General features: G+C 66.2%; 22 protein-coding genes. 10 read left to right on the forward strand and 12 right to left on the reverse strand.

All coding sequences use genetic code 11. The annotated features are described in order from the left end of the window. Positions 1-38: 38 nt before the first annotated feature. Genes O6W96_RS10535 through O6W96_RS10545 form a run of 3 tightly spaced genes read left to right on the forward strand, consistent with a single transcriptional unit; the run spans position 39 to position 1,753 of the window. Positions 39-632 carry an SCO family protein gene (locus O6W96_RS10535; RefSeq protein ID WP_353469500.1) on the forward strand — a complete coding sequence of 198 codons (594 nt, stop codon included), beginning with the start codon at positions 39-41 and terminating at the stop codon, positions 630-632. Further along, complete coding sequence (locus tag O6W96_RS10540) at positions 629-1,063, forward strand: YcgN family cysteine cluster protein (RefSeq protein ID WP_133020171.1); 435 nt, start codon at positions 629-631, stop codon at positions 1,061-1,063. The genes O6W96_RS10535 and O6W96_RS10540 overlap by 4 nt, the downstream gene beginning before the upstream one ends. A 15-nt stretch (positions 1,064-1,078) precedes the next feature. Then, positions 1,079-1,753 carry a M48 family metallopeptidase gene (locus O6W96_RS10545; RefSeq protein ID WP_353469501.1) on the forward strand — a complete coding sequence of 225 codons (675 nt, stop codon included), beginning with the start codon at positions 1,079-1,081 and terminating at the stop codon, positions 1,751-1,753. Here O6W96_RS10545 and O6W96_RS10550 read toward each other — a convergent pair. From O6W96_RS10550 to O6W96_RS10570, 5 genes are all read right to left on the reverse strand, one after another. Further along, entirely contained in the window at positions 1,729-3,825 is a 2,097-nt protein-coding gene (locus tag O6W96_RS10550) for a PBP1A family penicillin-binding protein (protein WP_435372214.1), read from the reverse strand. The two genes, O6W96_RS10545 and O6W96_RS10550, sit on opposite strands and share 25 nt — an antisense overlap. A 137-nt stretch (positions 3,826-3,962) precedes the next feature. Further along, a complete protein-coding gene (gene msrB, locus O6W96_RS10555) occupies positions 3,963-4,373 on the reverse strand; it encodes a peptide-methionine (R)-S-oxide reductase MsrB (RefSeq protein WP_353469503.1) in 411 nt (136 codons plus the stop codon). 31 nt (positions 4,374-4,404) lie between these two features. Beyond that, positions 4,405-5,493: an NAD(P)/FAD-dependent oxidoreductase gene (locus O6W96_RS10560; RefSeq protein WP_353469504.1), complete on the reverse strand. Its 1,089-nt coding sequence runs from the start codon at positions 5,491-5,493 to the stop codon at positions 4,405-4,407. Then, positions 5,472-6,152 (reverse strand): methyltransferase domain-containing protein, encoded by a 681-nt coding sequence (locus tag O6W96_RS10565; protein WP_353469505.1) that lies wholly within the window; start codon positions 6,150-6,152, stop codon positions 5,472-5,474. The genes O6W96_RS10560 and O6W96_RS10565 overlap by 22 nt, the downstream gene beginning before the upstream one ends. After that, a complete protein-coding gene (locus tag O6W96_RS10570) occupies positions 6,149-7,213 on the reverse strand; it encodes a type III polyketide synthase (protein ID WP_353469506.1) in 1,065 nt (354 codons plus the stop codon). Before O6W96_RS10570 ends, O6W96_RS10565 begins: the two co-directional genes overlap by 4 nt. Positions 7,214-7,688: 475 nt before the next feature. Between O6W96_RS10570 and O6W96_RS10575 the strand changes: the two genes are divergently transcribed. The 6 genes from O6W96_RS10575 to O6W96_RS10600 all read left to right on the forward strand — a co-directional run bounded on the left by O6W96_RS10575 (position 7,689) and on the right by O6W96_RS10600 (position 16,543). Next, entirely contained in the window at positions 7,689-8,150 is a 462-nt protein-coding gene (locus tag O6W96_RS10575; protein WP_353469507.1) for a hypothetical protein, read from the forward strand. A 347-nt stretch (positions 8,151-8,497) separates the two neighbouring features. Beyond that, positions 8,498-9,490: a hypothetical protein gene (locus O6W96_RS10580; protein ID WP_353469508.1), complete on the forward strand. Its 993-nt coding sequence runs from the start codon at positions 8,498-8,500 to the stop codon at positions 9,488-9,490. Between the two features lie 11 nt (positions 9,491-9,501). After that, positions 9,502-9,975: a hypothetical protein gene (locus O6W96_RS10585; protein WP_353469509.1), complete on the forward strand. Its 474-nt coding sequence runs from the start codon at positions 9,502-9,504 to the stop codon at positions 9,973-9,975. A gap of 110 nt (positions 9,976-10,085) precedes the next feature. After that, a complete protein-coding gene (locus O6W96_RS10590; protein ID WP_353469510.1) occupies positions 10,086-11,156 on the forward strand; it encodes a hypothetical protein in 1,071 nt (356 codons plus the stop codon). Positions 11,157-11,240: 84 nt separating this feature from the next. Further along, the gene (locus tag O6W96_RS10595; RefSeq protein ID WP_353469511.1) at positions 11,241-16,271 is read left to right on the forward strand and encodes a hypothetical protein; all 5,031 of its coding nucleotides are present in this window, start codon (positions 11,241-11,243) and stop codon (positions 16,269-16,271) included. Between the two features lie 17 nt (positions 16,272-16,288). Further along, a complete protein-coding gene (locus tag O6W96_RS10600) occupies positions 16,289-16,543 on the forward strand; it encodes a hypothetical protein (protein ID WP_353469512.1) in 255 nt (84 codons plus the stop codon). Between the two features lie 264 nt (positions 16,544-16,807). Here O6W96_RS10600 and O6W96_RS10605 read toward each other — a convergent pair whose 3' ends face one another. The 3 genes from O6W96_RS10605 to O6W96_RS10615 form a co-directional block, all read right to left on the reverse strand. After that, positions 16,808-17,437, reverse strand: a complete 630-nt coding sequence (locus O6W96_RS10605) for a LolA family protein (protein ID WP_353469513.1) — start codon at positions 17,435-17,437, stop codon at positions 16,808-16,810. Positions 17,438-17,650: 213 nt separating this feature from the next. Then, positions 17,651-19,045, reverse strand: a complete 1,395-nt coding sequence (locus O6W96_RS10610; protein WP_353469514.1) for a carbohydrate porin — start codon at positions 19,043-19,045, stop codon at positions 17,651-17,653. Positions 19,046-19,272: 227 nt separating this feature from the next. After that, entirely contained in the window at positions 19,273-21,585 is a 2,313-nt protein-coding gene (locus O6W96_RS10615) for a DNA translocase FtsK (protein WP_353469515.1), read from the reverse strand. A 143-nt stretch (positions 21,586-21,728) separates the two neighbouring features. Between O6W96_RS10615 and O6W96_RS10620 the strand changes: the two genes are divergently transcribed. Then, positions 21,729-22,943, forward strand: coding sequence for a UbiH/UbiF/VisC/COQ6 family ubiquinone biosynthesis hydroxylase (locus tag O6W96_RS10620; RefSeq protein WP_353469516.1), 1,215 nt, complete (start codon positions 21,729-21,731; stop codon positions 22,941-22,943). Here O6W96_RS10620 and O6W96_RS10625 read toward each other — a convergent pair. Genes O6W96_RS10625 through O6W96_RS10640 form a run of 4 tightly spaced genes read right to left on the reverse strand, consistent with a single transcriptional unit; the run spans position 22,933 to position 25,266 of the window. Further along, positions 22,933-23,547, reverse strand: coding sequence for a DUF2238 domain-containing protein (locus tag O6W96_RS10625; protein WP_353469517.1), 615 nt, complete (start codon positions 23,545-23,547; stop codon positions 22,933-22,935). The two genes, O6W96_RS10620 and O6W96_RS10625, sit on opposite strands and share 11 nt — an antisense overlap. Continuing rightward, entirely contained in the window at positions 23,547-23,735 is a 189-nt protein-coding gene (locus O6W96_RS10630) for a Trm112 family protein (RefSeq protein ID WP_353469518.1), read from the reverse strand. The genes O6W96_RS10625 and O6W96_RS10630 overlap by 1 nt, the downstream gene beginning before the upstream one ends. Beyond that, positions 23,732-24,373 (reverse strand): LON peptidase substrate-binding domain-containing protein, encoded by a 642-nt coding sequence (locus O6W96_RS10635; RefSeq protein ID WP_353469519.1) that lies wholly within the window; start codon positions 24,371-24,373, stop codon positions 23,732-23,734. Before O6W96_RS10635 ends, O6W96_RS10630 begins: the two co-directional genes overlap by 4 nt. After that, on the reverse strand, positions 24,370-25,266 hold the full coding sequence (locus O6W96_RS10640; protein WP_353469966.1) for a tetratricopeptide repeat protein: 897 nt from the start codon (positions 25,264-25,266) through the stop codon (positions 24,370-24,372). The genes O6W96_RS10635 and O6W96_RS10640 overlap by 4 nt, the downstream gene beginning before the upstream one ends. Positions 25,267-25,330: the final 64 nt, after the last annotated feature.

Consider the following 25,330-nt stretch of genomic DNA (forward strand, 5'->3'; position numbering starts at 1 on the left):
TGCGCCGCAGTAGCGAACAGATCAAGGCTGGAGGCATTATGAACATCCGTTTCATTCTCTCTGTGTTCGCCCTGCCGATCTTGGCGCTATCTGCGTGCAACTCGTCGCAGCCCCCCGCCAAGCCGCCGCTCGAAGGCGCCCGGATCGGTGGCGCCTTCATGCTGACGGACCAGAACGGGAAGACCGTCACCGAGCGCGCCTTCGCGGGCAAATATCGCATCATGTATTTCGGCTACACCTTCTGTCCCGACGTGTGTCCGACGGATGTCCAGGCGATCGGCGCGGCGGTGAAAAAGCTCGAGACGAGCGACCCCGTGCTGGCCGCGAAGATCGTGCCGGTGTTCGTGACCGTCGACCCGGCGCGCGATACGCCGGCGGTGCTCAAGCAGTTCGTCTCCGCCTTCCACCCCCGCATGGTCGGCCTCACCGGCACCGATGCGCAGATCGCCAAGATCAAGACCGAATATGCGGTGTATTCGAGCAAGGGCGACGCCTCCCCCGGTGGCGGCTACCTCGTAAACCACTCGCGCCAGGCCTATCTGATGGACCCGGACGGCAAGCCCCTCGCTTTGCTGCCGCAGGAACAAGGGCCCGACGCAGTGGTGACGGAAATCAAGCGCTGGGTCCGGTGAGCGCGCGCTTCTGGGAAGATACGCCGATCGACCAGCTCGACCGCGGCCAGTGGGAAGCGTTGTGCGACGGCTGCGGCAAATGCTGCATCCACAAGCTCGAGGACGAGGATACCGGCGAGCTCGTTGCGACCAACGTCTCGTGCCGCCTGCTCGACCGGCGCAGCGGGCAGTGCTCGGATTACCGCCATCGCCACGCCTATGTCCCCGAATGCGTGCGGCTGACGACCGGCAACGTCCGCGGGATCGACTGGCTGCCCTCGACCTGCGCCTACCGCTTGCGCGCGGCCGGCGAGCAATTGCCCGAATGGCATTATCTCGTCTGCGGCGACCGCGAAGCCGTCCACCGCGCCAAGCAATCGGTGCGCGGCTGGACGATCAGCGAGGACGAGGCGGGTGAGCTCGAATATCACGTCATCGACCGGGAACTGTGACGCAGTGATCGCCCGATGATCGAGGGCCTGGAGATCGTCCGTCACCCGCGCGCACGCCGCGCGCGTCTGTCGATCGATCCCGCGAGCGGCCGGGCCAGGCTGGTTCTCCCCAAGCGCGCGGCGTTGAAACAGGCACTGGCTTGGGCGGAGGACAAGGCGGGCTGGATCGCCGAACAACGCGCCCTGCTCCCCTCGCCCCGTCCGTTCGTGCCCGGCGCGGTCCTCACCGTCGCCGACGAGCCGCTGACGATCGAGTGGACACCCGGCAGCCGCCGAACCGTGATCCGCGACGGCTCGATCTTGTCGCTCTCAGGCCCTTCCGAAACGATCGCGCGTCGCGTCGAAGCGTGGCTCAAGCGCACCGCACTCGCCGTGCTGGAAACCGAGACCGCGGAATACGCGGCCAAGGCCAAGGTCAGCGTCGCCCAGGTCGCGGTCGGCGATGCGAAAGGCCGCTGGGGCAGCTGCGCCTCCAGCGGCGTCATCCGCTACAGCTGGCGGCTGATCCTCGCGCCAAGCTGGGTCCGCCGCGCCACCGTCGCGCACGAAGTCGCACACCGCGTCCACATGAACCACGCGCCGGTCTTCCACGCGCTGGTCGAGCAGCTCTACGGCGAAGACCCGACGCCCGCGCGCGTCTGGCTACGCACGCACGGCGCGGAACTTCACTGGTTCGGACGGTCTTCCTGAGGGCGATCGCTTTGAAAACGCTGGGTTTGAACCTGATCGCGTGGCCCATCTCGAGGCACGTCACGCTGGAGCGGCTGGCGCCCCGCCGGTGATGGCTCGCGCCGTTCACGCCCGGTGACGCGGTCGATCCAGTCCTGATTCAACTGCTGTGGCGGTGCTGCCTGCGTCTCGGACTGGTCCGCATCGGGCCGCGGGATCGTGTCGCCGGTCTGCGCATCGGTCGGTACCGGCGGCTGGCCCTGCTCGATCGGATTGCCATCCGCGTCAACCGCCATCTGGCCATTGTCGGGCTGGCCGAAATAGCTCTCCTCGTCGGGTTCGAGCTGCCACTCGGGCAACGTCACCTTTGTATCGAACTGCTCGATCGGGCGGTTGGCGGTCGCCGGCTTCATGAACGCAGCCCACGCCTTCGCGGGTGCGGTGCCGCCGTGCAGGCCGGCGATCGGCTTGGCATCGTCGCGACCCATCCACACGCCGGTGGTGATCCCGCTCGAGAAGCCCAGGAACCAGCCATCCTTCGACGAGCTGGTCGTGCCCGTCTTGCCCGCGACGGGACGGCCGATCTGTGCTGCACGACCGGTGCCGGTGTTGACCGCGGTCTGCAGCAGGTCGGTCATCTCGGCGGCGACATAGGGCGCGACGAGCACATGGCTGCGATCGACCTCATGCGTGTAGATCGTCTGGCCGTTCGCGGTGACTCGCGTGATCCCGTACGGCGTCACCGCGACGCCCTTGCTCGCGACCGACGCAAACGCGCGCGTCATGTCGATCACGCGGACCTCCGACGTGCCGAGCACCATCGATGGATGCGTGTTGACCGGCGTCGTGATGCCGAACCGCCGCGCCATGTCTGCAACCGTGTTGAAGCCGACCTCCTGCCCCAGTTTCGCGGCGATCGTGTTGAGCGAATAGGCGAACGCGGTCCGCAAACTGACAGCACCGGAATTACGACGCGAATCGTTGCGTGGGCTCCAGCCCTGGATCGTCACGGGTTCGTCGACCACCGAATCCTCGGGCTTGTGGCCGGCCTCCAGTGCGGCAAGGTACACGAACAGCTTGAACGACGAGCCCGGCTGGCGGACCGCCTGCGTCGCGCGGTTGTAGATCGACGAGACGTAGTCCTTGCCACCGACCATCGCGCGGACCTCGCCGCCACGATCGAGCGCGACCAGTGCACCCTGTGCGCCTGGGGGAGCATTGGCGCGGATCGCGTCGTCCGCCTGGCGCTGCATCGTCAGGTCGAGCGTCGTCCACACTTCGAGCGGCTCGGTCGTCTCGTCGATCAGCGTATCGAGCTGCGGCAACGCCCAGTCGGTGAAATACCGCACGCTGTTCTGCTTCGGCTCGGGCGCGAGTTTGAGCCCGGAGACATCGGCATCGGCCGCCTCGGACGCGGTGATCGCGCCGGTTTCCTGCATCGTCTCCAGCACGACACCCGCGCGGCCCATCGCAGCTTCGGCATCGGCGGTCGGCGAATAGTTCGATGGCGCCTTGACCAGGCCGGCGATGACCGCAGCCTCGGCGAGGCTCAGATGATCCGCGCCGTGGCCGAAGAACTTCCGGCTCGCCGCGTCGATCCCGTAGGCGCCGCCGCCGTAGTAAACCTTGTTCAGATACAGTTCGAGGATCTGATCCTTGCTGAACTTCCATTCGAGCGCGAACGCCAGGATGCCTTCGCGGAATTTGCGCCCGAACTTCTTCTGGTTGTTGAGGAAGACGGTGCGCGCGAGCTGCTGCGTGATCGTCGACCCCCCTTGCGTCCAGTGACCGCGATCGAACCGCACCTTCACGGAGCGCGCGATGCCAACCGGATCGACGCCGATATGCGAGCGGAAGCGGCGATCCTCGACCGAGACGGTCGCGTCGCGCATCACCTTGGGGATCTGGCCGTAAGGCAGCCACTCGCCGAAGCTCGGCCCCATCGACACGATCACCGTGCCATCGGCGGCATGAACGCGAATCATCTGGCCGTTGGGCGACGACTTCAGGCTGTCGAAACTGGGCAGCTGCGACATCGCGACATACACTGCGATCACCAGCGCACCGAGCGCGAGGACGCCGATCCCGACCATGACCTGGAGAAAGACGACCAGCCGCCGCCGCCAGCGTGACGCCGGGGGAGTTGGGGACCGACGGGACGGGGGAGCAGAACGCGTACGAGCCATGTGGCCGCAGAATTACGCGCGATGTCCCCGCCCTACAAGCGACATCAGGCCGCGACGTTCGCTTTGCGCGGCCGGAATTCGAGCGAGAGCGAGTTCATGCAATAACGCTGCCCGGTCGGCGGCGGACCGTCCGGGAAGACGTGCCCCATATGGCTGTCGCAGCGTGCGCACCGCGTCTCGATGCGGGTCATGCCGTGGCTGCGATCGGCGTGATCGGTGACCGCATCGGGGCGGATCGGCTGGGTGAAGCTCGGCCAGCCCGATCCGGAATCATATTTGTCCGCGCTGTCGAACAGTTCGTTGCTGCACGCCGCGCACCGATAGATGCCATCGGCCTTGTTATCGGTCAGGACGCCCGCGAAGGCGCGTTCGGTGCCGGCTTCGCGAAGCACGTGATATTGTTCGGGGGTTAGCCGCTTGCGCCATTCGGCCTCGGAAAGATTGAGCTGATCCATGGACGTACATCTCGTGCTGGCGGGGCGGTTTTCAAGGTTGCCCCATTCTGGTTGCGTTGGCGATGACCTGGATCAGTGTGGGGCGCATGAACGGGAGCAGCCACGCGGCGCGTTCGCTTTCGGCGATGTGACGGACGATGCCGGCGATCCCGATCGGGCGAGCCAGACGGCGGGCGAAATCGATCTGCCAAGCGGCTGCGGCTTCGGGGCCGCCTTTTGCATAAGCTGTCGACGCCGCAACGCCGCTGGCGAGCGCGATGCCCATGCCCTCGCCGGCAAGCGAGGGGATCACGCCGGCCTGATCGCCGAGACGGAATGTCGCGTCGACGCCGGTGCGTTGGCGCCAGCCGTAAGGCACGTTGGCAATCGCATCGATCGACGCGTTCGGCGCGATCAGCGCGACCCATTCGCCGAGCGCGGGCATCTCTCGGCCGAGGGCTTCGAGCAGTTGCGCGGGGGAACCTGCCGCCTGAAGCCGCGAACGATGGACCGCCATGCAGAGGTTCGCGGTGCCGTCCTCCTGCATCGCCAGGCCGGCATAGCCTCGGTCGAACAAATGAAGCTCGATGCCGCCGGCGAGCGCTTTGCTCAGCCTCGGCGAGGGCGCGATCCTCACCCGGATACCCAAAGTCGGGTCGGCACCGCGCGCATCCTCGGGGCGCGCCATCCCGCGAACGTCGTGCTTGCCGCTCGCGAGGAAGAGCGCGTCGGCCGCTATCGTCGCGCCGTCTGCGAGCCGAGCGCTCGTCCCCTCGATCTCGCGCACGGTGACGCCGCGTTCGACCGGCGTGCCCAGCCGTTCGGCTTCGGCCAGCAGGACCGTATCGAGCCGGCGACGCGTGACCGAGACCGCCGGATGGGGCAGGGCGGCCTCTGCGCGACGATTGCCCGCGAAAATGCGCGCGCGCGTCACGCGTTCGGGGTTCAACGTGTCCGGATCGATCCCCAGCCCCGCGAGCGTCTCCAGCGTCCGCCAGCTCAGGAACCCGCCACAGATCGCATCACCGGTCTCGCGCGATCGCTCGACCAGTAGGTGCGGGAGGCCTGCACGTGCCAACCCGATAGCGGTCGCGGCGCCGGCGAGCCCGCCGCCGACGATCAGCGCAGGCGTTCGACGCATAACCGGAACGGAAAGACGCGGCGGACCTTCGCCTCGGTGATACCCGCCTCCGCGAGCAGCGGCGGCCATTCGTCGGGGCGATAGCTGCGGGCGATCGACAGCGTCCCGTCGTGGCGCACGATCGGGTGCCAGCGCGCGATCGTCGCGAGGACGGGGAAGCCCCAGTGCGCAAACCCGTGCCGGTGGAGGTCGTTGACGAACCACCCCGCGCTCGCCTGTCCCTCCATGAACCGCAGGAACGCGATCAGCTGGTCGTGGCTCATGTGATGCGCGACCAGGCTGCTGACGATCACGTCCCACGGCTCATGGGCAAGGTCGGCATAGTCGCCCGTGACGTAGCGGATGTCGCCGCCATGCGCCCGCGCCGCCGTTTCGCTGCGTGGGTTGAGATCGACCCCGACCAGTTCCGCCTCGATACCCTTCGCCCTCGCCCAACGTGCGATCCGCCGCAGCATGTCGCCATCGCCGAACCCGACGTCGAGCAACCGAAAACTCTTCCGCCCCGCCGTCGCACGCGCGAGGAAGTCCAGCGTCGGCCGGCGCGCCATCGTCACCGTGTTCACCGTCGCGAGATCGCCTACCACGTCCGCATAGGTCGCAGCATCGAGATCGTCGGCGTCCATCAGCTCTTCGGCCTGGCTGCGGACCGTGAGGCTCATGTCGCGCTCCGGAATCCGAAGCCCTCCGCCGCGAGGCCAGGCCCGAACGCCAGCGCCACGCCGTGCGCGATCGGCGGCCCGGCGAGCAATCGCTCGAGCACGAACATCAACGTCGCCGACGACATGTTGCCGTTCTCCGCCAGCACCTGCCGCGATGCCGCCAATGCCTCGGGGTTCAGATGCATCGCATGCTCGACCGCATCGAGGATCGATCGCCCGCCGGCATGGACCGCCCATCCGTCGATCGATTCGGGTGGCAGACCGGCACTCACGATCGCGCGAAACTCCTCGTCGGTCAGCGCGGCGGCGATCCGCCCTGGCACCTCGCCCGACAGATGCATCGCAAAGCCCGCATCGGTGACGTCCCAGCGGATCAACTGCTCGCTGTCGGGCAAAGATGCGGCGAACGGCGCCTCGAGCGCGTACCCGGTCGCATCCGCCGTCACCAGCGCGGCGGCGGCGCCATCGCCGAACTGCAGCATCGCCAGCAGCGCCTCGATATCGTTGGCCGGTTGCAGGTGCAGCGTGGACAGCTCGACCGTCACCACCAGCACGCGCGCGCGGGGCTCGGAGCGAACGATATGCCGCGCACTCCGCAACGCGACGATCGCCGCGTAACACCCCATGAAACCGATCAGCAACCGCTCGACGCTCGACGAAAGGCCAAGCTTCCGCGCGATGATCTGGTCGATCCCAGGCGCGACGAAGCCGGTGCAACTCGCCACCACGAGATGCGTGATGCCTTCGATCGCGACCTTCGCTCGCAGCGCTTCGATCGCCTGGATTGCAAGCACGGGTGCGTGCTGGGCATAAAGCGTCATTCGCGCCGCGGTCCCCGGGTGCGGTTCGGCGGCATAGAAGCCGGCATCGTCGACCGGCGAGCCGCCATCTGCGGTCGGCGGCAGCACCGACCAGCGATGCGCGATGCCCGAGCGCGACGCCATCCGGTCGAACACGCGTTGCGACCGCGGTTCGATCCGCAACCGAGCCCAGGCTATGAACGCATCGTGGATATCGTGGCCGGGCGCGGCTGAACCAACTGCATTTAGATAAGCGGACACGACATTCTTCCCATGCGACCGAACCCGTCAACGCGTGACGCCGCTAATCGGCCTGCACCTATCAGGGCTGCGGTTCCAGGCGATTCGGCGGCGGCCGTCAACATACCGCGCTTGATCCGGCACCGCGTCGAACTCGGCAATTTCGTCAGTACCGATTGCCGCAGATTACGTCGCTCAAGCACCCGGATACAAGACTGAACCATAATGAACCTAATTACATCGGTTTTGGAAAGGTCAGCGGGCCGAATTTCTTACCATTTTGCATTCGTTTTATACAGGAATGCCATATTTCAAAGGATTAGGTTGAATTTTGACCGCAGTAGACGAGAGTAACATCGGGGTTGATCTAGGTTTCGATTGTGTACGGCTTTAGTTCGGCTCGACATTCTATACGAATACGGCACACGGCCGTGTCCACCGCGGATAGGATGTCGGACCGGCGAAGCTGGAACCACGGGAGGAAAAGGGGCTTTTGGTGAAGAACGAGTCCGTAGTCGATCTGATCAAGGATCTGACGGCAAAGCTGTCCGCTGTGGCCGAAGAATTCAACGGTCGTGTTGCTCAGGCATCGGAACCGGTGGCTGAGGGCGAGGTGCCCAGCGAAGCTATGCTGGTCGAGCGTGCCAACGCGGTGCTCGCCGACCGGCGGATGCGGCGCCAGTTCCTCCCTGAAGAATTGTTTCACGAACCTGCCTGGGACATGTTGCTTGCGCTGTTCGTGTCGCGCGACGACCGGGCGCCGATGAACATCAAGGCCTTGGTCAGTATGTCCGACGCACCTGTGACGACATCGCAACGGTGGATCGAGCATCTGCACAAGCTGAAGCTCATCGACCGTGTTATCGACCCGACGGATCGCCGCAGGGTCGAGATATCCCTCAGCCATAGCGGCGAACAGGCGATGCGTTCCTATCTGCGCGCGCTCAAGCGACACTGACGCGCGCGGTCGATCGATTAGTGCGTCAGGTGAAGTGGCGATCGACCGCAAGCCGTGAAAACTCTAACGGAAATGGCCAGTAATCGAGGCGGAATAGAAACGAATATGACCAGTATTCGGTGAAGTCTATTAACCATAATGCGGCGTAACTATTAGATTTGATTTAGTTTAATCAGGGTGATGTGGGGTAGTAATTAATGCCAATATGACTTTGTAGTATTTGATTAATCGCCCCGATCCATTTTGTTCCCGACAAAAGGATCGGGGCAAAAGAATTGGGTCGTCGTACATCTACGCATTGGGGAAGGGAGAGCCGCCGCCGGCTGCTTCTCGTCGCGTCGCGTAGCGTGCGAACCGGCCTGGTCGCCGCCACGCTGGCACATCCCGCGTTCGCCCAGACCGCGCCCGCCGTGGCGGACCGTCCGGCGTTCGGGACGGCGGCGGGTACACCGATCATCAATACAGCCGGACTGCGCTACGATCTCGACGGTTCGTCGCAGTCGACCGTCTCGAATACCGTGACGATCATCGTCGCCGAACGCCTCGATGTGGCGCTGGTTCGCGACGATCATAACGCCGTCGTGGTGACGACCGCGCCAACCGTCGTTCCACTGACGTTGACGAACCTCGACAATGGCAATGAATCCTTCACCGTGGCGGCGACCGTCGCGCCAGGCCAGATCGCGCTGCAGTCTCTGGTAATCGATACCGACGACGACGGACTCTACGATCCGGCGCGGGACCTGCCGCCGGTCGAGGGCAGGACCCCTGTGCTGGCGCCTGGTCAGTTGATCAAGCTGCTGGCGATCCTGGCGACGACGTCGACCGCCCCGTCGACGGTCCCTGCAACGACGACATTGACCGTGACCGCGCGGTCCACGACCGGATCGGGCACCGCGGGTGAAACCTACGCGCATGCCGGCGACGGCGGCGGTGACGCCGTGGTCGGGCCGACCGGTGCCAGTGCCAGCGTCGCGATCCCGGTAGGTACCGGTCCAGCTGGCCCGTCGCTTTTCAAGAGCCAGTCGGTGCGCGCGGCCGACGGGTCGCAGAACGCGGTCCGCGATTCGGTCATCACCTACACGCTGGAAGCGCGCTTCACCGACGCTGTCAGCGGTGCGCGGATCGCCGACCCGATCCCCGCGGGTACCGTCTTCGTCCCCGGCAGCCTGACGCTCGATGGTGCGCCGCTCAGCGACGGCGCGGACGACGATGCGGGACGCTTCGACGGAACCGGCGCGCAAGGCGGTTCCCCACAAGGCCCCGGCATTGCCGTCGTTCTCGGCCGGGTCGCCGCCGCGTCCGTCCACACCGTCCAGTTCAAAGCCAAGATCCAATGAGGAGTACGTCCATGATCACGCGTCCGATGATTGCCGCCGTTCTGGTGGCCACCGCCGCCGTCGCTTCCGCGGCAGCGGGCCCCTTGCAGGTAACCAGCAGCATCCTGGTCGAAAGCCGGGCCGCCGCGGCGGACGGCACCACCCGGATAGCGCTGGTCAAGCCGTCGAAAGTGACGCCGGGCGACAAGGTCATCTTCGTCCTCAGCTATCGCAACACCGGGGCCCAGCCGCTTGCCAACGTCGTGCTCGACAACCCGTTGCCGCGCCAGATCGCGTATCGCTCCGCCAATCCCGGATCCCCTGCGCCCGACGTGTCGGTGGACGGCAAGACGTTCGGTTCGCTCGATTCGCTACGCGTCCGCAGCGCCGACGGCAGCACGCGCGCGGCGGGCCCCAGCGATGTCACCAGCGTCCGGTGGCGCCTCGCAAACCCGATAGCGGCGGGTGCGCAGGGCCAGTTCGCGTTCCAGGCCATCCTCAAATGATCCGGCCATTCTCTCTCTCCGCACCTGACCAGAACCACCACCGAAGGAAGACCTGAACGATGTACGCAAAAGGGGTAATACGCACGCTGCTGGCCGGTACGGCCGCCATCGTGTCAGCCGGTACCGCCATGGCACAGACCGCACCGGGACCGGCAGGTACCGCCGCCGGTACGACCGTCACCAACACCGCGCAGGCGAGCTATTCGGTCAACGGCGTCCAGCAGTCGGCGACGTCGAACGCCGCGACGTTCGTGGTCGATCGCAAGGTCAACCTGACCGTCGCCACCAACCAGCCCGGCAACACGCAGGTCGCGGTCGGCCAGGCGGGTGCGGTGCTGACGTTCAAGGTGACGAACAACACCAACGGCACGCAGGATTTCCTCCTGTCGACCAGTCAGACGCCGATTCAGGGGTTGTTCGCAGGCGACAATTTCGACGTGACCAACATCAAGGTATTCGTCGATTCGAACGGCAACGGCACCTATGACTTGGGCGTCGATACCGCCACGTACATCAACGAACTCGGTGCCGATCAGTCGGCGACCGTGTTCATCGTCGCGGACGTGCCCAACGTCCAGGCGGTCTCGCTCGCGGGCGTCACGCTGATCGCGCAAGTCGCGGCGGGCGGCGATCCTGCGGCGCAGGGCGCGGCACTGGTACCCAGCCTTCTCGCCAACGACGACAACGCGATCGACGTGGTCTTCGCGGACAATGATTCGGATGGTCTCGGCCCCGATATCGCCGCCAACGGCTATGGCCGTGCGGCACTCGGCTATGAAATCACGACGCGCAACGTCAACCTGACGGTGACGAAGTCGTCGGTGGTGATTTCCGATCCGGCCTCCGGTCTGTTGCCGCCCAAGGCGATTCCGGGCGCGGTCGTGCAATATTGCCTGGTCGTCAACAATTCGACGCTGCTGGTGCCTGCGAGCAACGTCAATCTCACCGACACCATTCCGGCCAACACCACCTATGTGCCGGGGTCCATCACGATCGGCGGGCTCGCGGTCGGCTCGGCCTGCGTGCTGAACGGCTTTACCGCGAACGACAATGGCTCGGCGATCCCGCTGACCAACTTCACCGGCTCGTACGACGTCGGCACGAAGAAGGTCACGGCGACGATTCCGACCCTGCTCGGCGGGACGTCGGTGGCGGCAAGCTTCCGGGTGACGATCAACTAAGCCCCGCTACCCAGACTCCGCTCCTCACGAACAAGGAACGACCGATCCCGGCGCGTGGCGACACGTGCCGGGAGAGGACCCTTCATGTCCAGCTTCCGTTGCCTTTCGCGCCTTTGCGCCCTGTTCCTGACGCTCCTGCTCGGGCTCATCGTCGGCACCCTGCCGGCGGTCGCGCAGACGGGTGTCCAGACGAGCCGTATCCAGAATACCGCGACGCTGTCGTTCGACGACGCGGCCAGCCATTCCGGCGTACGCACGGTGGCGTCCAATACGGTTTCGCTCGACGCGAACCGGGCCAAGCGCCCGACCACGCTCACCTTCCACCTGCCGCCGCCCAATTACGACCTGACTGGCGCAACGTGCCAGACCACACCGACCTTTCAGTTCACACCCGCGCCGATCGACGCCGCAACCTTCGCCAAATCGCCCTGGGTCGCGGCGATCGACATCTATGCCGACATGATCCTGGTGCTCGACAACCAGGCCGGCAACCACGACCCCGACGTCCGCGAGACGGCGATCATCGATGTCGATGCCGGCACGCTGCATACCACGCTGGCACTGACCGAGACGGCGGCCGACAGCGGCATCTTTGCCGGCGGCATCCCCGCGACGGCGACCGGCAAGCATCCCGAGCTCGCCGCCTGCGACGTCCGCAACATGCGCGGCGTGGCGATCAAGCTCAGCTTTGCCGAGGATGGCTACAGCTTGGCCTCGATGGCGTCGCTGCTGATCGATCCAGCCGGCTTCACGTTCGATTCGCGGACCGGTGCGCTGATCGACGGCACCACCGTGTCGCTGGTCGACGACGCCGGTCAGCCCGCCACCGTGTTCGGCGACGACGGCGTCAGCCGCTATCCCTCGACCGTCGTCACCGGTGAGAGCGTCACCGATGCCAGCGGCCGCGTATATCCCGGCGAAACAGGCCGGTACCGATTCCCGCTGACCGCACCCGGGCGCTATTACCTGAAGGTCGCGCCACCGGGCACCTACACCGCGCCCTCGACCGTCGATCGCGCGACGCTCGCGGCGTTGAAGGATCCACAGGGCAGGCCGTTCATTCTCAACGATACCAGCTTCGGCGGTTCGCTGACGCTGTCGACGCCCGAGCCCTTCTCGGCCGACATTCCGCTCGACAGTCCTGGTGCAGGAACATTGCTGCTGACCAAGGTCGCGTCGGTGCGGGAGGCGTCGCCCGGCGATTTCGTCCAGTATCTGTTGCGCATCACCAACCGTGATTCGGTCCCGGCGCGCGGGCTCCACGTCGCCGACACGCTGCCCAAGGGACTGCGTTACGAACGCAATTCCGCGCGCGGCGGTGACGAGCCGACCGTGTCGACCGACGGCCGCAGCCTCGACTTCGTCATACCCGTGCTCGCCGCAGGTGCCTCGGCCGAGCTGAAATACGTCGTCAGCATCGCCCCCGGCGCGCCCACCGGCGAAGCGCTAAACCGCGCGCGTGTCGTCGGGCAGGGCACCATCACCAGCAACGAGGCCGCGGCATCGGTCCGCCTGCGCCCGCTGCTGTTCACCGACGCGATGACGATCATCGGCCGCGTGACCGAGGGGAATTGCGGCGATCCGGTCGACAAGCGCAAGGGCGTGCCCGGAATCCGCCTGCTGATGGAGGACGGCACGTTCGTCTCCACCGATCGCGACGGACTGTACCATTTCGAGGGCGTCCGCGCCGGGCGCCACGTCGTCCAGATCGACACGTCGAGCATCCCCGCGACGCACGCACCGGTCGCCTGCGACATCGACACGCGGCAGGCTAACAGCCCGATCTCGCGCTTCGTCGAGGGAGACGGCGGCCTGCTCAAGCGCGTCGACTTCCAGTTGAAGCCGACCGGCAAGGCCGCGGCAGCCGACGCCGGGCTCCCCGTCACGGTCGCCGATGCCGCCATCGCCGCAGGCAGCCGCGACTGGCTCGCGGACGGCCAGACCGCCGGCATCGACTGGCTGTTCCCGAACGCCGACCACAACCCGCGCGCACCGATCGTCCGCGCGGTCGTTAAGCACGCGCCCGGCCAGCGGGTCGCGCTGACGATCAACGGCAAGCAGGTCGAGCCGCTCGCGTTCGACGGCACCGATCATCGCGACGGCTCCGACATCGCGGTGTCGCGCTGGACGGGTATCCCGTTGATCGACGGCGACAATCGCCTCCAGGCGCGCGTGCTCGCCGCCGATGGCAGCGTGGTGAAGACACTCGACCGGGTGGTGCATTATTCCGGACCCGGCGTCCGCGCCGTGTTCGACGCCGCCAGCAGCCGGCTCGTCGCCGATGGCCTGACCCGCCCGTTGATCGCGGTGCGCGTGACCGACAAGACCGGGCGGCCGGTCCGCGCGGGCACGCTCGTCCCGTTCACCGTCGACCAGCCCTATACCGCGGCGGTCGAGGCCGAACTCGAACAGGGGCGTCAGCTCGCCGGTCGCGAACGGTCCGCCACCACTGCACAGGTAGTCGGCGACGACGGCCTCGCCTTCATCGCGCTCCAGCCGACCACGCAGGCAGGCGCCGTCCACGCGATCGTCTCGCTGACCGAGGACAAGATCGTCCACAGCAACGAAATCCGCGCCTGGCTGGCCGCATCGCAGAAGGACTGGGTCGTGGTCGGCTTCGGCGCAGGCTCGCTCGGCTACGACATGCTCAGCAAGCGTCAGTCGGGCCTGCCGCGGTCGCAGCGGAACAGCGTCGTCACCGACGGACAGCTCGCCTTCTACGCCAAGGGTCGCGTCAAGGGCTCGTGGCTGGCGACGATCGCGTATGACAGCGACCGCAAATACGATCCCGACCGCGGCCTGCTCGGCACGATCGACCCCGATCGCTATTACACCGTCTACGGCGACGGTTCGCGCCAGGGATACGATGCGGCCACGCGTCGGAAATTGTACCTGCGGCTTGAGCGTCGCGAATTCTACGCGCTGTTCGGCGATTTCGAGACCGGGTTCACCGATACGCAGCTGACCCGCTACAACCGCACGCTCAACGGCATCAAGACCGCGTATGAGGGCAAGCGGATCCGCGCGACCGGGTTCGCGGCGCATACCGATACGCTGTATTCGCGCGACGAAATCCAGGGCAACGGGCTGAGCGGTCCCTACCGCCTGTCCGGGCGTAACATCGTGCCCAACAGCGATAAACTACGCCTCGAAACGCGCGATCGCTTCCGGTCGGAGCTGATCGTCGCCAGCACCGAACTCACGCGCCACATCGACTACGACATCGACACGTCGATGGGCACGGTCCGCTTCCGCCAGCCGATCCTGAGCCGCGACAACAACCTGAATCCGATCTTCATCGTCGCCGATTACGAGGTCGAGGGCGGCAGGTCGGCGAAGCTGGCCGCCGCCGCCCGCGTCGCGACCAAGCTTGCGAACGGTCGCGTTGAAGTCGGCGCTGCGGTCATCCGCGACGAGACCGTCGGCAAGGCGACGGTGCTCGGCGCCGATATCAAGGCGCATGTCACCGCCAACACCGAGCTGCGCGGCGAGATCGCCAAGGGCGGTCGCGGCGGGCTGGGGCAGGGCCTCGCCTATCTGGCCGAGGTCGATCACCACGGCACCAAGCTCGATCTGCTCGCCTATGCGCGCCAGCAGGATACCGCGTTCGGCGTCGGCCAGCAGAATTTGGTCGAGGCGGGGACGCGCAAATTCGGGGTGGACGGCCGGCTGCGGCTGACCGATCGGCTGAGTGTAACCGGGCTGGGCTGGTACCAGCAGCAGTTGACCAACCCCGGCACGCGCGCCGCCGGCGAGGCCCGCCTCGAATATCGCCGCGATACCGGCACGATCTTCGTCGGCGGCCAGTTCGCATCGGATCGCGGCATGGACGGCAAGAACCGCGACAGCCGCCTGCTGACGGTCGGCGGTACGCAGGCGCTGTTCGGCGACAAGCTGACGCTCACCGGCCAGACCCAGTTCGCGCCCGGCGGCGACAGCGACAGCGTCGATTTCCCGATCCGTCACCAGATCCAGCTCGCCTACCGGATCAAGCCCGGCATCCGCCTGATCGGCGGGTACGAGATCGCGAACGGCGACGGCTATGTCGCGCATACCAAGCAGTTCGGCGTCGACGTCGCACCGTGGACCGGCGCCAAGCTGATGAGCACGCTGAACCAGCAGGCGATCGGCGAGAACGGCGCGCGGACCTACGCGCAATACGGGCTCAGCCAGTCGGTGCCGCTCGGCAAGAACTGGACCGTCGACGGCACGCTCGACGCGAGCAACACGCTCAAGGGCGAGATCCCGACGGGCGCGGTGGTCAATGCGTTCCAGCCGGTCACATCGGGCGGCTATGTCGGGCAGGACCAGACCAACGGCGATTATGCCGCCGCCACCTTGGGCGCGACCTATCGCCAGGCGCGCTGGTCATGGAACGGCCGGCTCGAATACCGCACCGCCGACAGCGGCGATCGCTGGGGGATCACGACGAACTTCCTGCGCACGCTGGGGCAGGGCAAGACGCTCGCGTCGAGCATCAAGGCGTACACGATCAAGGACAAGACCGGCGCGGTCGCAACCTATGCCACCGCCGACCTCGCGCTCGCCTTCCGTCCGCTCGACAGCCGCTGGTCGCTGCTCGAACGGCTCGAACTGCGGCACGAGGGTGCCGATGCGGGGTTCACCGACTCCAATGCTCTCGGTGTGCCGGCGTACGGCGGCGGCGACCAGGTGACGTCGCGGATCATCAACAACCTCGCGGTCAACTATCGCACCGGTCCGGAAGGGCTTGGCCACGGCACCGAGGCGACGCTGTATTACGGTGCGAAATACGTCGCCGGGCGCTTCGCCGACGATACCTATGACGGGTATATCGACGTCACCGGGTTCGAGCTGCGCCAGGATATCGGCACGCGGTTCGATATCGGCGTCGGCGGCTCGGTCCAGCACGCGTGGGAGCGTGGCGCATGGTCGTGGAGTGGCGGACCGTCGGTCGGCGTGTCGCCAGCCAAGAACACGTGGATCAGCGCCGGCTATAACGTGTCCGGCTACCGCGACCGCGATTTCGAGGACGACCGCTACACGCGGCAGGGCCCGTACGTGACGATGCGACTGAAATTCGACCAAACGACGATCGGTGGCGCCACGCGCGCGCTGTTCGGTGGACGGCGATGAATCACAGGGAGAGAAAAATGCCGATGCCGAACCAGCCTATGTCAATGCCGCTGCCCCGCGACTTTACCGATCATGGCCCGTGCGTCGAGGATCTCGCGCGGGCATTCGCGGCGCAGGACGCGGCGACCAGCGAGGCGTTGATCGAAACGCTGGCGACGCAGGCGATTCGGCAGTGGCGGCTGGACGACGCGACGTTCTGGCAAAGGGTGAAGTTCCAGGCGCGGATGATCCGGGCACAGATGGGATCGGCGGGAAGGCACCGAGGGGTGTAGAGCGACCCAAGGCAGGCGACTTCCCGGACAACGTAACTCGCCAGCCGCGGTTAAATGAGTCTTGCGCGCGATCCGCTAGCCGCTTTACGCGAAAGACCCCCGCTCCGGGGGCATGGAGCGAGGGCCAACTCAGCGTTCGTCACGCAGGCAAGAAATGGGGAAACCATCCGGGCAACAGGGGGAAAAATCCCGAATGCCCCACATCCGCAAGCCACTCTCTAGGGGGCCGAACCTGTCGCTTGCATGAATGACACCGATTTTATGTTACTTTCTTACACCCGTGCGGCGCGGATCGTTCCAGCGGAAGCTGTTATCGCTGACCGGTTCGCCGAACTTCTGGTTAGTCAGGCGGATCGTCGTCCGGTTGTTCTGGCTGTCGAGCGCGACCCAGCCCTGCAGCATCAGCCCGCCCGGTGCGCTCGCGTTGCGCACGAACACCAGCGTGATCCGGCCATATTCGGGATGCTTGGGATCGTTTGCCTCGACCGACACGATCCGCTGGTCGTAGCCGGGGACGAGCTTCGCATACCGCGTGATGTCGCGGGTCGGGTCGAGCAGTACGCCCAGCGGCGAGTTCTTGATCGGCCAGCGCTGCACCTGCTTCACTGAATAATCGATGAAGGTCAGCGCGCCGCCCTCCGCGACGATCAGGATCGGCACGCCCTTCTCATACTGGAAACGCAGCTTGCCGGGCTTCTTCAGCGTCAGCACGCCAGTCAGCACCTTGCCGTTACGATCCGCCTGCGAGAAATTCGCGGTCATCGTCTCGACCGATTGCAGGTGCTTTTGCACGGCGGCCAGGTCACCGGTCGCCTGCGCGGCGATCGGCGCGGGCACGGCGGCGACGGACAAAGCGGCGATCGTCGCGATCACCGCGGGGCGGGTATTGAACATCGAAATCTCCTTGAATGCCGACCGTTGCCCGCCCGCGCTTGAACCGCCACTGAATTCGATGCGCGGCTACCGCACAACCCGCATCCGTCATCCTGACGAAAGTCAGGACCCAGGATCAAGCAGGTCAACGAGTGTTACTCTGGGTCCTGACTTTCGTCAGGATGACGGGGGGCGGGGGGCGGGGGGCGGACAACGTCTAAAATCGGTTCCCCGCTACAGGGTAATCGCACCCTTCAGGCCAAGCACCGCGACGTCGTTCGCGTCGTGCACGCCGCCGGGGTTGTGGATGAACTGAACGTTCGGGCGCAACTCGAGCCACTTGGTCGGATGCACGCTGTAATAGATCTCCGACGCGTATTCCGCATCCTGCACCGCGGGCCGCGTCGGATCGAGTTCCTGCCCCTTCGCCACGCGCCCGTTCACGTTGGTCCGCGCCACGCCGAAGCCGAGGATGTCGCCCGGTCGCCACGGCACCAGCCCCTTGTAGAATAGCCCCGCCGCGATCTGATTGTCGGTGGTCGAGGTGGCACGATCGGCCTGCGTCGCGTTGAGGAACACGCTGAGCCCGGTGACCGACTTGCCGTCCTTCGAGGTGCCGGTGACCTGTTGCTGGATGTTGAAATACACCCCGTAGCGCGCGTTGCGGCGGAGCGGTTCGAGCCCGGTGATCGCAATCGGCCGGCGGTTCAGATCGTAGAACACGTCGTCGCCGTTCGAGGTGTTGACCCAGCCGCCGACCTTGTACGCACCGACTCGACCGTCATCATCGCCGCGCCGCCATTCGGCTTCGACCGGAATCAGCGCGCCCGTCGCGCCGTGGAACCGGCCGATCACGAAGTCCTTTTCGAGGTTGCGCGGGTTCACTTCGTACGCGGCGGTCTTGAGCGTCAGATGGTCGTTGACGTCGTAGCGCAGTCGCGCGCCCCATTGCCCGACCGGCCAGTTATACCAGTAATCGCCGACCAGATTGCCAGGCTGCGCGCCGCAGAAGCTGAGGTTCTGGAAATAGCAGGAGAAGACCGCGAAATCCTCGCCGGGATTGGTGCGGCCGATCTTCAGTTCGAGCTTTTGCCCGAGTTTCTGCTCGTACCAGAATTGCGTGAGCCGGACGGTCTGGCCGCGGCCATAGACTTCCTGGACCTGTTGGAGCACGCCGAGATTGGCGTCGGCGCCAAGATCGCGGCCGCGGCGGTAGGTGACGGTCGCCTGGAACGCGCCGCCCTGGAGACCGATGACCTTGTCGAGATCGAGCAATACGCCGACGTCGAACTGGCCTGTCTCGCGCAACAGCTTCCGGTCGCCGCCCGAGAAATTATACCCGCTTTCCGACGCATAGCGCGCGCTGAGTCCGATCCCGCGATCGGCCAGACGTTTGCGGATATCGAACCAGTCGGCGAACAGCCCGGGCGGCGGTGTACGCTGCGTATCGGCGGTCAGCGCGGACGGGGAGAGATCGCTGTCGCGGCGGACGCCTGCACGGGGGCGGTGCTGCGTGTCGGTCGTGCTGCTGCCGGGGGTTTGCTTGGCGGTATCTTGTGCGGAGACCTGACCGGGTATGGCCAGCGCCAACGCTGCCGTTGCCGCCGTATAGAACCGCCGATACCCCATCACGCCCACCTGTTTTTCGTAACTTGTAGCAACCCCGTATACCGGGCTTTCGCAGTCCGAAACCCTCGACAAGTCAAAGGGACTCCCAGAATCCTCCCCCGCCAGGGGGAGGTGGCTGGCACTTGCCAGACGGAGGGGGCGGACAGGAATCGCCATCGTTCCGTGTCCTCCCCCTCCGTCACCCGCGGTGCCACCTCCCCCTGGCGGGGGAGGATCGTGACGCAGCGCTAGATCGCATGCCCCTCGGTATCGCGCAGCACTTCGCGGCGGCCGACATGATCGGGGCGGCCGACGATCCCGTCCTTCTCCATCCGCTCGATCAACCGCGCGGCGGAATTATACCCGATCCGCAACTGCCGCTGGAGCCACGAGGTCGACGCTTTCTGCGACTCGCAGACCAGCTGGATCGCCTGGCGATATTGCTGGTCCTCCGCGGAATCCTCACCGGTCGGCGAACCCTCCAACGCGAAGCTCTCCTCGGGCTCCTCCGTGACGGACGAGATGTAATCCGGCAGCCCCTGCGACCGCCAGTGATCCGCCACCAGCCGCACTTCGTCATCGGTCACGAACGGCCCGTGGACGCGGACGATGCCCTTGCCGCCCGGCATGTAGAGCATGTCGCCCTTGCCGAGCAGCTGCTCTGCGCCCTGTTCGCCGAGGATGGTGCGCGAATCGATCTTCGACGTGACGTGGAAGCTGATCCGCGTCGGCAGATTGGCCTTGATGACGCCGGTGATGACGTCGACCGACGGCCGCTGCGTCGCCATGATCAGGTGGATACCCGCCGCGCGGGCCTTCTGCGCGAGCCGCTGGATAAGGAACTCGACCTCCTTGCCCGCGGTCATCATCAGGTCGGCGAGCTCGTCGACGATCACGACGATCTGCGGCAAAACGTCGTATTCGAGCTTCTCTTCCTCGTACATCGGCGCGCCGGTGTCGGGATGATAGCCGGTCTGCACCTTCCGCCCGAGCGGCTGCCCCTTGGCCTTCGCGCCGCGCACCTTGTCGTTGAAGCCGGCGAGGCTGCGCACGCCGACGGAGGACATCTGGCGATAGCGATCCTCCATCGTCTCGACCGCCCATTTCAGCGCGCGCACCGCCTTGGCGGGATCGGTCACGACCGGCGACAGCAGATGCGGAATGTCGTCGTACATGCTCAGTTCGAGCATCTTCGGATCGATCATGATCATCCGGCACTGGTTAGGCGTCAGCTTGTAGAGCAGCGACAGGATCATGCTGTTCAGGCCGACCGACTTACCCGAGCCGGTCGTGCCCGCGACCAGCAGATGCGGCATCGGTGCGAGATCGGCGATCACCGAATCGCCCGCGATGTTCTTACCGAGGATGATCGGCAACTGCGCCGACTGGTCCTCGAACGTCTGGCTGCCGACGAGTTCGTGCAAGCTGACCGCCTCGCGCCGCGCATTCGGCAGCTCGATGCCGATCACGTTGCGCCCCGGAATCACCGCGACGCGCGCCGAAATCGCGGACATGTTGCGCGCGATATCGTCGGCCAGCGCGATCACGCGGCTCGCCTTGATGCCAGGCGCGGGCTCGAGTTCGTACATCGTCACGACCGGGCCCGGCCGGACCTCGATGATCGAGCCCTTCACATGGAAGTCGTCGAGCACGTTCTCCAGCAGTCGCGCGTTGCGCTCGAGGCCGGCCTTGTCGATCACATTGCCCTGGCTCGGCGGCGAGGGCGTCAGCAGGTCGAGGCTCGGCAGCGTGAAATTATCGCGCAGATCGAGCGACGACTGGCGCTCCTTGGGTTTCGCCTGCGACGGCGCGTTCTGGCGATCCGCGATTACCGGGGCAGGGCGGGGGTCGGGCTCGGCGACCGCGCGCGGCTCGACCGGTTTCCGGGTCAACGTCAGCGGCTCTTCGTCGTCCTCGTCGATCTCCGCAAAGCCATCATAGCCGAGTGCTTCGGTGCGATTGCGGCGGGGAAGGCGCCATTTGCGCTCGCCGAGATCGATCTCGATGCTCTTGCCCCAGACGATCGCGCCGGCGATCGCCGCGACCAGCCCGATTGCGCGCGCGGACCAGAGTTCGGCGACCGGCTGGCCGATGAAGCTCAACGCCCAATGCACCGCGCTGGACACCGACAGGCCGATCACGCCGCCCCATCCGGCGGGTAGCGCCAGCACCGACGTGCCGGACACGAACGCCAGCGCGCTCGCCATCAGCGCGACGCCGATCGCCGCGCCGCGCACCATCCGCACCCAATGCCCGAGCGGCGCGTCACGCCACAGTCGCATCCCGAGAATCGGTCCGATCGGCAGCAACAGCGCGACCGCCGGTCCGAACAGCGTGAGCGCGATATCGGCGAACCATGCACCTGGCGGCCCGACCAGATTGGCGGGGTCGCCGCCCGACGCGGTGTTCAGCGCCGGATCGCTCGGGTGATAGCTCGCCAGCGCCAGCGCCATCAGCAGCGTGCCGACGAACAACGCGATCGCCGCGATCAGCGCGCCGCTGCGGACGGCACCCGCCTTCACCGTCTCACGCCACAAGGCTGGCTGCGCGCGGCTGGCCATGACCCGTATTCTCCAGTTGCAGTATAATGCGGAAATGCATCGCGCTAGGCGGCCTCAACGTCAAGGTAACCACGCGACAACACGGGTTAAACCGCGTCGGGAACGTCGTTGGCAGCGACCGGCTGGCGGGATAAAGCGGCCTCATGGACACAGATGTAATCATCCTCGGTGGCGGGCTGGTCGGCGCGACGCTCGCCGTGGCGCTCGACGTGCACGGCATCTCGACGATCGTGATCGACCCCGCCGACCCCGCGGTGACGCTGGCACCGGGCTTCGACGGCCGTGCCTCCGCGGTGGCGAGCGCGAGCCACCGCATGCTCGACGCGATCGGCATTGGCGGGACGCTGGCGGGGCAGGGCTGTGCGATCCGCCAGATCCGGGTCAGCGATGGCCTCGAGCCCGGCGCGCTCGATTTCGTCCCCGCCGCGGACGATGGCGCGCTTGGCACGATGTACGAGAACAAGCTGCTCCGCCGAACGCTGTTCGACGCCGCGACCGCCGCGCCGCATGTCGACCTCCGCATGCAGACTCGCGCTACGTCGGTCGACCGTGCCGAATCGGGCGTCACCGCCACGCTGGACTCGGGCGACGTCATTCGCGCGCCGCTGTTGATCGCCGCGGAGGGCCGCAATTCGCCGACGCGCGAGGCCGCCGGAATCACGATCGCGCGCTGGTCGTACGAGCACACCGCGATCATCGCCGCGTTCCACCACGAACGTTCGCACGAGGATGTCGCGTACGAGATCTTCTACGCGAGCGGCCCGTTCGCGCTGCTCCCGCTGCCGGATGACGCCGATGGCCACCGCTCGGCGATCGTCTGGACGGTCGACTCGAAGAACGCGCCCGGCATGCTGAAACTGGGCGACCGCGCCTTCCTCGCCGAAGCCGAAAAGCGCATGGGCGGCTTCCTCGGCGCGCTGTCGATGGCGACGCCGCGGTCGAGCTATCCGCTCGGTTTCCACCACGCCGCGCGGATCACCGACCAGCGTCTCGCATTGGTCGGCGACGCCGGCCACGGCATCCATCCGATCGCCGGGCAGGGCCTCAACCTTGGCTTCCGGGATGTCGCGACGCTCGCCGAAGTGCTGGTCGAGGGCAAGCGTCTCGGCCTCGACCTCGGCGACGCAGCACTGCTCGCGCGCTACCAGCGTTGGCGCGGGCTCGACACGTTCATGACCGCCGCCGCCACCGACACGCTCACCCGCCTGTTCGGCCTCCCCGGCAAGACCGCCAGTGCCGTGCGTCGTTTCGGCATCAGCGCGGTCAACGCGATCCCGCCGCTCAAGGATCGCTTCATGGCAGAAGCACGCGGCGAGAGTGGCGACTTGCCGAAGCTGTTGCAGGGCCTCAAAATCTGAGGCGGGCAATCTGCCTGTCGTGAACGCGGGATAGCAGGGCCAACGCGAGTATGGCGCCGACCAGGCACATCAGCATGTCCCACTGCGTATCCCACGGGTCGCCCTGCGTGCCGAGAAACGCGTCCGCGCCCTGGCCGAGCGCGACGGCGGCGCCGAACTCTATCAGTTCGTACAAGGCGCTGACGGACAGGCAGTAGGCAAGGACGGTGATCGTCAGGAGCCGACGGGACGCGATGCTGCCGGTCCGGATGAGGATCTCGCGCAGGACGATCGCGGGCACGAAGCCCTGCATCAGATGGCCGAACCGATCATAGGGATTGCGGGCGAGATGCAGCCAGTCCTGCACCGCGAAACCCATCGGTACGCGTGCATAGGTGTAGGCACCGCCCAGCATCAGAACGAGGCCGTGTAGCGCGATCAGCAGCAGTGCCAGGTCGGTGAAGATGAAACGGCGGCGCAGTGCGATCAGTATCGGAAAGGCGACCAGAACGGGCGCAATCTCCATCCACCACGTCGCGCGATCGAATGGCGCCCAGCCCGATGCGACAAGCCCAAGTCCCCAAACTGCGCCAAGACTCCGGAGGCGGCGGTCGGTCGATGGCATCAATCGGGTACGCGTCCGCCAAGCTGCCGCGCTTCCTCGACAAGCATCACAGGAACGCCGTCTTTGATCGGATACGCAAGGCCGGCCGCGTCCGAGATCAGTTCCTGCGCGGCCTGGTCATAGCGGAGCGGCGTTCGCGTCATCGGGCAGACGAGGCGTTCGAGCAGCCACGGATCGAGCGCGCTCACTGCAACGTCACCGATTCGTCGCCGTCATGCCGCCCGAAGAACTGCATCAACTGGATGATCAGTTCGGCGCGCTGTTCAATGTCCGGCGCTTCGAGCAGGGCCTGCTTTGCCGCGGCATCGAACGGTGCGATCTGGGCGATGCCGTTGACCAGGCTCTCGTCGTCGAGCCGGCCGACCGCATCCCAATCGACCGCATAGCCCTGCATGTCCGCGAAGCGACGCGACTCCAACTCCAGCGAAGACCGGCGCCCAAGCGACAGCGTGTCGTCCTCGATCAATGGCAACAACTCCGCCTCGACCTGGCGGAACGCGGTCGTCACATCCAACTCGCGGACGATCCGGAACAGCGCGATACCCACCAGCACGACGTTATAGCGCCCGTCGTCGAGCGCCTCGACTTCGGCGATCTTGCCGACGCAACCGATGTCGTACAGCGCGTTCGCGTCGTCATGCGGTCCGCCCCGCGGCTGGATCATCCCGATCCGCCGGTCGCGCGCCATCGCATCGCTGATCATCGCCCGATAGCGCGGCTCGAACATGTGCAGCGGCAGGTGCATGCCGGGGAACAGCAGCGCCCCCGGCAGCGGGAAGATCGACAGCCGCGTGGTGGCGCGCGGGGGGGCGGACTCGGTGGTCATCCGAACAGGATCGCAGACAGGCGGCGTCGCTGTCCAGACACCCACGGATCCTCGAGCCCGACGACCTCGAACAATTTCAGCAACTGCGTCCGCGCCGCGCCCTCGTTCCAGTCGCGCTCGGTGGCGATGATGCCGAGGAACGTGTCGGCGGCCACATCACGGTCGTTCGCCGCCATCTGGCCGTTGGCGAGCGCGAACCGGGCCTGAAGGTCGTCGGGGTTCTCTTCGACCGCGGCCAACAGCGGCGACAAATCCTCAACCGGCGGGGCCGACTGTGCGAGTGCGAGTGCGGCCTGCGCACGGGTAATGGCCGGGTCCTTGGCGATCGCAGGATCGAGATTTGCCAGCCAGTCGCTCGCCTCGTCGAGCTGCCCGGTCGCGACCAGTGCGCGGACGAAGCCGGCATGGACCTGCGGATGCTCGGGCGCAATTTCGGCGATCTCACGGAAAATCCCGAGCGCGCGCTCGCCATCATTGGCTGCGAGCGCCTCTTCGCCGATCGCGATCAACGGCTCGACGTCGGGCAACGCGTCGGTTGCGCCGGCTTCGATCGGCAGCTGCTTGAGCAACTGGTCGAGGATCACGCGCAACTGCGATTCGGTCCGCGCGCTGGTCATGTCGGCGACCAGCTGGCCCTGGAACATCGCATAGACGGTCGGGATCGACTTGATCTGGAATTGCGCGGCGATGAACTGGTTCTTGTCGGTATCGACCTTCGCCAGCACGACGCCCTTGTCGGCGTAATCCGCGGCGACCTTCTCCAGCGTCGGCGTCAGCGCCTTGCACGGCCCGCACCATTCCGCCCAGAAATCGATGATCACGAGGCTCGTCATCGACGGTTCGACGACATCGCGACGGAACGCCTCGACGGCGTCCTTCTCCGCGGGGGACATTCCAAGCGTGGCCAAGTTCAACTCCCGTGTAATCCAGACGCGCTATTTGGGGCGCGCCCGCGGC

The sequence above is a fragment of the Sphingomonas faeni genome, from assembly GCF_040407495.1.
Taxonomy (GTDB): Bacteria; Pseudomonadota; Alphaproteobacteria; order Sphingomonadales; family Sphingomonadaceae; genus Sphingomonas; species Sphingomonas faeni_D.